Annotated in this window: 6 protein-coding genes; 3 read left to right on the top strand and 3 right to left on the bottom strand. The window is 75.2% G+C overall.

All coding sequences use genetic code 11. From position 1 onward, the window contains the following. Both AB0J00_RS21740 and AB0J00_RS21735 read right to left on the bottom strand, forming a co-directional pair. On the bottom strand, positions 1–100 hold a 100-nt coding region (locus AB0J00_RS21740; protein ID WP_357749154.1), incomplete at its 3' end, for an EAL domain-containing protein. Between the two features lie 15 nt (positions 101–115). Next, complete coding sequence (locus AB0J00_RS21735) at positions 116–337, bottom strand: hypothetical protein (RefSeq protein WP_357749151.1); 222 nt, start codon at positions 335–337, stop codon at positions 116–118. Positions 338–514: 177 nt separating this feature from the next. Here AB0J00_RS21735 and AB0J00_RS21730 point away from each other — a divergent pair, with 177 nt between their 5' ends. Continuing rightward, positions 515–2,767, top strand: coding sequence for a helicase C-terminal domain-containing protein (locus AB0J00_RS21730; protein WP_357749148.1), 2,253 nt, complete (start codon positions 515–517; stop codon positions 2,765–2,767). A 7-nt stretch (positions 2,768–2,774) separates the two neighbouring features. On the opposite strand, the gene AB0J00_RS21725 is transcribed toward AB0J00_RS21730, so the two are convergent. Further along, positions 2,775–3,161 (bottom strand): VOC family protein, encoded by a 387-nt coding sequence (locus AB0J00_RS21725; RefSeq protein ID WP_357749145.1) that lies wholly within the window; start codon positions 3,159–3,161, stop codon positions 2,775–2,777. A gap of 1,649 nt (positions 3,162–4,810) precedes the next feature. Here AB0J00_RS21725 and AB0J00_RS21720 point away from each other — a divergent pair. Continuing rightward, positions 4,811–5,029, top strand: coding sequence for a PLDc N-terminal domain-containing protein (locus AB0J00_RS21720; protein WP_357749142.1), 219 nt, complete (start codon positions 4,811–4,813; stop codon positions 5,027–5,029). 163 nt (positions 5,030–5,192) lie between these two features. Further along, positions 5,193–6,878 (top strand): DNA repair helicase XPB, encoded by a 1,686-nt coding sequence (locus tag AB0J00_RS21715; protein WP_357749139.1) that lies wholly within the window; start codon positions 5,193–5,195, stop codon positions 6,876–6,878. Positions 6,879–6,936 lie beyond the last annotated feature (58 nt).

The raw sequence follows: 6,936 nt of genomic DNA, 5'->3' as shown, positions 1-6,936 counted from the left end.
GGTCGTCCGCCGCGACGAAGCTGCGGTCGATCTTCACCGTGTCCACGGGGATCGACCGGAGCTGCCCGATCGAGGTGTAGCCGGTGCCGAAGTCGCGGATCCACTCCTCCGCGGGTCAGCGGCCCTCGCCCGCCATGTAGCCGGCGCGGTTGGGCTTGTCCGTGGGGTGCGCGTAGCGCAGCCGGGACGGCGGCAGCGGGAACTCGTGGTCCTCGCCGAACGGCGACAGCCCGCCCGCCATCTCGCTGACCAGCTCGGTCACCGGCGGCTCACCGTTGGTCTCGCGACCCCAGGTGGGTTCCACCAGGTGCGCGTGCTTCTCCTTGGACTTGGCCATCTCGCCTCCAGTTCGGGTGCGGTCCGGCGGGGACGCCGGGTGCATCGCTGCTCATCTTCCCGTGCCGGCCTCTCCGGACACGCAGCATCTCCCGCAACGTGTCGCCCGACGGGGTCGGTTCCCGGGCTCCCCCACCGCCCGGGGCGCGTGGCCGGGGCGGGACGTAACGTGATCCGGATGCCTCCGGACGCCCCCACCAGCCTGGCCGCCTGGCTGCGCACCCGCTCGGACGAGCAGCTGGGTGCGCTGCTCGCGGCCCGTCCGGACGTCGCCCGCCCCGCCCCCTCCGACGTCGTGGGCCTGGCCACCCGCCTCGCCGTCCCGGTGTCGGTCGACCGCGCGCTCGACGAGCTGGACGCCGCCACGCTGCAGGTGCTCGACGCCGTGCTGCTGTCGGCCACCGACGGGCTCCCGCGCGCCGACCTGCCCGGGCTGCTGCCGGAGGTGCCCGTCGAGGTGGTCGACGAGGCCGTCGAGACGCTGCAGGCCCGCGCGCTGCTGTGGGGCGACGACGAGCTGCACGCCCCCGAGCCGGTGCGCCGCGCCGTCCGCTACCCCGCGGGCCTGGGCCGCCGGGCCGCGGACCTGCGGCTGAAGCTGCCCGCCGACCTCCCGGCGGTCCTCGCCGCGCTGCCCGACGACGAGCGGGGGGTGCTGGAGCGGCTGGCCGGCGAGCGCCCGGTCGGCCACCTGCCCGACTCGACGTCCGGCTCGACCGGTCCGGCCCGCCGGCTGCTGCAGGCCGGCCTGCTGGCGCGGATCGACGCGATCAACGTCGAGCTCCCCCGGGAGCTGGGGCTGGCCCTGCGCGGTGACTCCCCGCTCGGCCCGCCCCGGTCGCGCCCGGAGCCGGCGCTCACCCAGCGCGACCCCGCCGTCGTCGACCGGCAGGCCGCCGGCGCCGCGCTGGAGGTGCTCGGCCGGGTCAGCGACCTGCTGACCGCGCTGGAGGAGGAGCCGGCCGGGCTGCTCCGCAGCGGCGGGCTCGGCGTCCGGGACCAGAAGCGGCTGGCCAAGGAGCTGCGGGTCGGTGAGGACGACGTCGCCTTCCTGGTCGAGGTCGCGCACGCCGCCGGGCTGCTGGACGTCGGTGGCGCCCAGCGCGACGAGTGGCTGCCCACCCGCGGCTACGACGCCTGGCGCGAGCAGGACCTCCCCGACCGCTGGGCGGTGCTCGCCGACGGCTGGCTGACCACGCCCCGGCTGATCTCGCTGGTCGGCCAGCGCGACGTCGCCGGCAAGGCGGTCAACGTGCTGTCCCCCGACGTCGTCCGGCAGACCGCCCCGGCCCTGCGCCGCTCGGCGCTGGACGTGCTCGCCGAGTTCCCGCCCGGGCAGGGCCTGCTCGCCGACGAGCTGGTCGCACTGCTGCGCTGGCGCACGCCGCGGCGTGCCGACCGGCTGGCGCCGGTGCCGGCGCTGCTCGCGGAGGCCGAACGGCTCGGCATCGCCGTGGCCGGGGTGCTCTCGACCGGCGGCCGCGGGCTGCTGGCCGACGGTGAGGACGGCGCCTCCGACGGCATGCGCGGGCTGCTTCCCGAGCCGCTCGACCACGTGCTCGCCCAGCCGGACCTCACCCTGGTCGCGCCCGGTCCGCTGGTCGCCGACCTGGCCGGGACCCTCGCCGTGGTCGCGGACGTCGAGTCCTCCGGCGGCGCGACGGTCTACCGGGTCACCGAGTCGAGCGTCCGCCGGGCGCTGGACGCCGGCTGGTCGGCCGCCGACCTGCACGACTTCTTCGCCCGGGCGTCGCGCACCCCGGTGCCGCAGTCGCTGGACTACCTGGTGGACGACGTGGCGCGGCAGCACGGCCGGCTCCGGGTGGGCGCGATCGAGTGCTACGTGCGCTCCGACGACCACGGGCTGGTGTCGCAGGTGCTCGGCGACCGGCGCACCGCGGGGGCCGAGCTGCGCCGGCTGGCGCCGGGGGTGCTGATCAGCGGCCTGCCGCCGGAGGAGGTGCTCGGCGTGCTGCGCGCCGCCGGGTACGCCCCGGCCGGGGAGAACGCGGGCGGCGCCGTGCTGACCCGGCCCGCGCAGCCCGCGCGGGCGCTGGGTCGCCGCCCCGGGGGCACCGCCCCGGCCGGTCCGCGGCCGATGTCGCCGGACGACGTCGCGGCCACGGTCCGCGAGATCCGCGCCGGCGACGCCGCGCTCGCCGCCCGCCGCACCGAGCCCGTGCGGCAGGTGCCCGGCGTGACGACGGCGAACACGCTGGAGCTGCTGTCCCGGGCGGTGCGCGACAGCCTGCCGATCTGGCTGGGCTACGTCGACGCGCAGGGCAGCGGCAGCCAGCGCATCGTGCAGCCGGTGTCGCTGGTGGGCGGCTTCCTGCAGGGGTTCGACGAGGGGCGCGGCGAGACCCGCACGTTCGCCGTCCACCGGATCACCTCGGTGGCGCTGGTCGACCCGGACGACGCCGCCCGCTGACTCCGGCTCAGCCGGGGAAGCCGTGGTGGACGGCCTCGACGTTGTGGCCGTCGGGGTCGCGGAGGAACACCCCGTAGTAGCCCGGGTGGTACTCCGGCCACTCCCGGGGTGCGTGCAGCACCTCGACGCCGGCCGCCACGGCCGCCGCGTGGACGGCGTCGACCGCGGCCCGGTCCGGGGCGGCGAAGCCGACGTGCAGCTCGCGCGTCTCCCCGTGCGGCGCCGGGCTGAGCCAGAAGTCGGGGATCCCGTCCGGGCCGGCGAGGCCGACGATCGAGGTGTCGCCGACCGGGATGCGCCGTGACTCCTGGACGCCCAACGGGCCGAAGACCTGCAGGTAGAAGGCCAGGGACGCCTCGACATCGGCGACCTGGACCCCGAGGTGGTCGAGCATGCGGGGACCGTAGCGGTGGCGCGCTCCGCCTGGTCGGTCCGGCGACCCCGGAATTGTCGGTGGTCGATCGTATGTTCGACCCATGACGCGGACGGCGGGGTCGAGCACTCTCGAAGGGGTGCTCGTCGACTGGGTGGTCGACCATCCGGTCGAGCCGACCCGGTTGCCGGCTGCGTGGTTGTCGCCGGAGGAGGCGGCCGCGGAGTTGCAGCGGCTGCAGGCCCGCCGGGCGGTGGACACCGCGTACGAGGCGGACCTGGTGCTGCAGCTGGCCGGGCAGCGGCCGGCCTCGGCCGATCCACCGCCGGAGCACCCGGGTGCCCGGCGGCCGGGGTGGCTGCCCGACGCCGCCGAGGGGGTGAGTGAGTTCTTCACCGCCGAGCTGTCGATGGTGCTCAACGTGGGCCGGGGCACCGCGGCGCACCGGCTCGCGCATGCGTTGACCTGGCGGGACAAGCTGCCGGCGACGTTCGCCCTGTTGCAGCGCGGCGAGCTGGACGACCGACGGGCGATCGTGCTCGCCGAGGTGCTGGAGCACGCGACCCCCGACGTCGCCGGCCGGGTCGAGGACGCGCTGCTGCCCCTCGCTCGCGACCTGTCGGCGTGGGCGCTGGAGAAGCGGGCGACCACGCTGTTGCAGGAGCTCGACCCGGTGTCCGCGGCCGAACGCCGGAAGCGGGCCGCCGAGACCGCCGATGTGACGCTGCGTCCCTCCCCGCTGGACGGCCGGACCCAGCTGGTAGCGGACCTGCCGACCGATGAGGCGGTGGTCGACTACGCGTTCATCGACGAGCTGGCGCAGGCGGCCAAACGGGCCGGGGACAAGCGGCCGATCGGAGTCATCCGCACCGAGGTGTACGCCGCGTGGTTCCGCCGGCTGCGCGGTGACGGGGTGGCGGCGGTCACCGTTCGTCTCACCGTCATGGCCGATCTGGCGGCGCTCGAGGATCGCCGCAGCACCCCGGGGGAGGTCAACGGGCTGGTGATCACCGCCGCCCACCTGCGGGAACTGCTCGCCCGGGTCGGTGCGCTGGGGCTGACCGCACCGGAGGGTGGGTCGCTGAGCTTCGCGATCACCGGCCCTGACGGGGATCTCCTGGCCACCGTGACTGCGGCGGAGCTGGAGCGACTGGTCCGCCGCGGTTGCCCCGACCACCCGGGTGAGGACACCGCCTGCGGGTGCGCGGTGCTCGGGCCGCCGCCGGAGACCGAGGCCTACGGGCCCACCGCCAAGCAGCGGGCGTTCGTCACCACCCGCGACCGGCGCTGCCGGTTCCCCAACTGCGGCCAACGCGTCGGCTGGGCGGACCTGGACCACGTCCTCGCCCACTCCTGCGGCGGACGCACCGACTGCACCAACCTGTGCTGCCTCTGCCGGTCGCACCACCGGCTCAAGACCTTCGCCCCCGGCTGGCGGTTCACCATGACACCCGACGGCATGCTCACCGTCACCACCCCGTCCGGGGTCACGCGCACCACCCGGCCACCGGGCATGCGCGTCCGGGCACCCGCCCCACCGCCCGAGCCGGGGTCCGGGCCGGCACCCCCCGCCGCCGCTCGACGACCCGCCGCCGTTCTGATGCGAGGTCAGTGCCGGGCCGCGGGCGGACGGGGCCGGTCGGCGCACCGACGCGGCCTAGAGTCCGGCCATGGCCCGACAGAAGACGAGTTGGAGCGAACTCACCCGTGCGCAGCGGTCCGCCATCGTCGTGGGCGGTGCCGCCGAGCTGGCGATGACGGCGGCAGCGCTCACCGACCTCGCCCGGCGACCGGCCGGGCAGGTCCGCGGCCGCAAGGTGCTGTGGGCGCTCGGCTGCGTCGTCCAGCCGTTCGGACCGCTCGCCTACGCCGCCTTCGGCCGCCGCTGACGCACCGGGCCGAGCGGCCGGACCCCCGCGCAGCCGCGCAGGTCACGTCGACGAGCCCGGCCGGAGCGGAAGGACCCGTCCCCGGGCGGCGTTACCTTTGGCAGTCCGGCGCGCGACTCGTCTGCGCGCCTCCCCCGCTCGCCGAACCGAAGGAAGAGTGCGCGTGAACGACGGCCCGCTCATCGTCCAGTCGGACAAGACCCTGCTGCTCGAGGTCGACCACCCGCTGGCCCGTGAGTGCCGGGCGGCCATCGCGCCGTTCGCCGAGCTCGAGCGCTCGCCCGAGCACGTGCACACCTACCGGGTGACGCCGCTCGCGCTGTGGAACGCCCGCGCGGCCGGCCACGACGCCGAGCAGGTCGTCGACGCCCTGGTGCGCTACTCCCGCTACCCGGTGCCGCACGCCCTCCTGGTCGACGTCGCGGACACGATGGACCGCTACGGCCGGCTCACCCTGGCCAACAACCCGGTGCACGGCCTGGTGCTCACCACCACCGACAAGGCCGTGCTCGCCGAAGTGGTCCGCAGCAAGAAGGTCGCCCCGATGCTGGGCGAGCGGATCGACGAGGACACCGTCGTCGTCCACCCGTCCGAGCGCGGCCGGCTCAAGCAGGCGCTGCTCAAGGTCGGCTGGCCCGCCGAGGACCTCGCCGGCTACGTCGACGGCCAGGCCCACCCGATCTTCCTGGACCAGGAGGGGTGGCAGCTGCGCGACTACCAGCAGGCCGCCGTCGAGGGCTTCTGGCAGGGCGGCTCGGGCGTCGTCGTCCTCCCCTGCGGCGCCGGCAAGACGCTGGTGGGCGCGGCGGCGATGGCCGAGGCCAAGGCGACCACGCTGATCCTGGTCACCAACACCGTCTCCGGCCGGCAGTGGAAGCGCGAGCTGGTCAACCGCACCTCCCTGACCGAGGAGGAGATCGGCGAGTACTCCGGCGAGCGCAAGGAGATCCGCCCGGTCACCATCGCCACCTACCAGGTGATCACCACCCGCCGCGGCGGTGAGTACAAGCACCTCGACCTGTTCGACGCGCAGGACTGGGGCCTCATCGTCTACGACGAGGTCCACCTGCTCCCCGCCCCGATCTTCCGGCTCACCGCCGACCTGCAGTCCCGCCGTCGGCTCGGGCTCACCGCCACGCTGGTGCGCGAGGACGGCCGCGAGGACGACGTCTTCTCGCTCATCGGCCCCAAGCGGTACGACGCCCCGTGGCGCGACATCGAGGCGCAGGGCTACATCGCCCCGGCCGAGTGCGTCGAGGTCCGCGTCGCGCTCGACGACGAGGAGCGGATGACCTACGCGGTCGCCGAGCCCGAGGAGCGGTACCGGATCGCGGCCACCGCGACGTCGAAGATGCCGGCGATCCGCCGCATCCTCGACCGGCACCCCGACGAGCAGAAGCTGGTCATCGGCGCCTACCTCGACCAGCTCGACGAGCTCGGCCGCGCCCTGGACGCCCCGGTGATCGAGGGCAAGACGCGCAACAAGGAGCGCGAGCGGCTCTTCGACGCCTTCCGCGCCGGCGAGATCAAGACGCTCGTCGTCTCCAAGGTCGCCAACTTCTCCATCGACCTCCCCGAGGCCGCCGTCGCCGTCCAGGTGTCGGGCACCTTCGGGTCCCGGCAGGAGGAGGCGCAGCGGCTGGGACGCGTGCTGCGGCCCAAGGCCGACGGCCGGCAGGCGCACTTCTACACCGTGGTCAGCCGCGACACCCTGGACGCCGAGTACGCCGCGCACCGCCAGCGGTTCCTCGCCGAGCAGGGCTACGCGTACACGATCATCGACTCCGCCGACCTGGCCGGCCCCGGCGAGGTCAACGGCCCCGACTGGGTCGACGAGCCCGCCGACTGACCGGAGTGCCAGGCTCATCAGCACCTCGTCGCGGCGGTCGTCGGGGGTCACCGCCACG

This window comes from Modestobacter sp. NPDC049651 (assembly GCF_040659695.1).
Classification (GTDB): Bacteria; Actinomycetota; Actinomycetes; order Mycobacteriales; family Geodermatophilaceae; genus Modestobacter.
The sequence above is the reverse complement of the archived record's forward strand: the minus strand, read 5'-3'. Positions and strand labels throughout refer to the sequence as shown.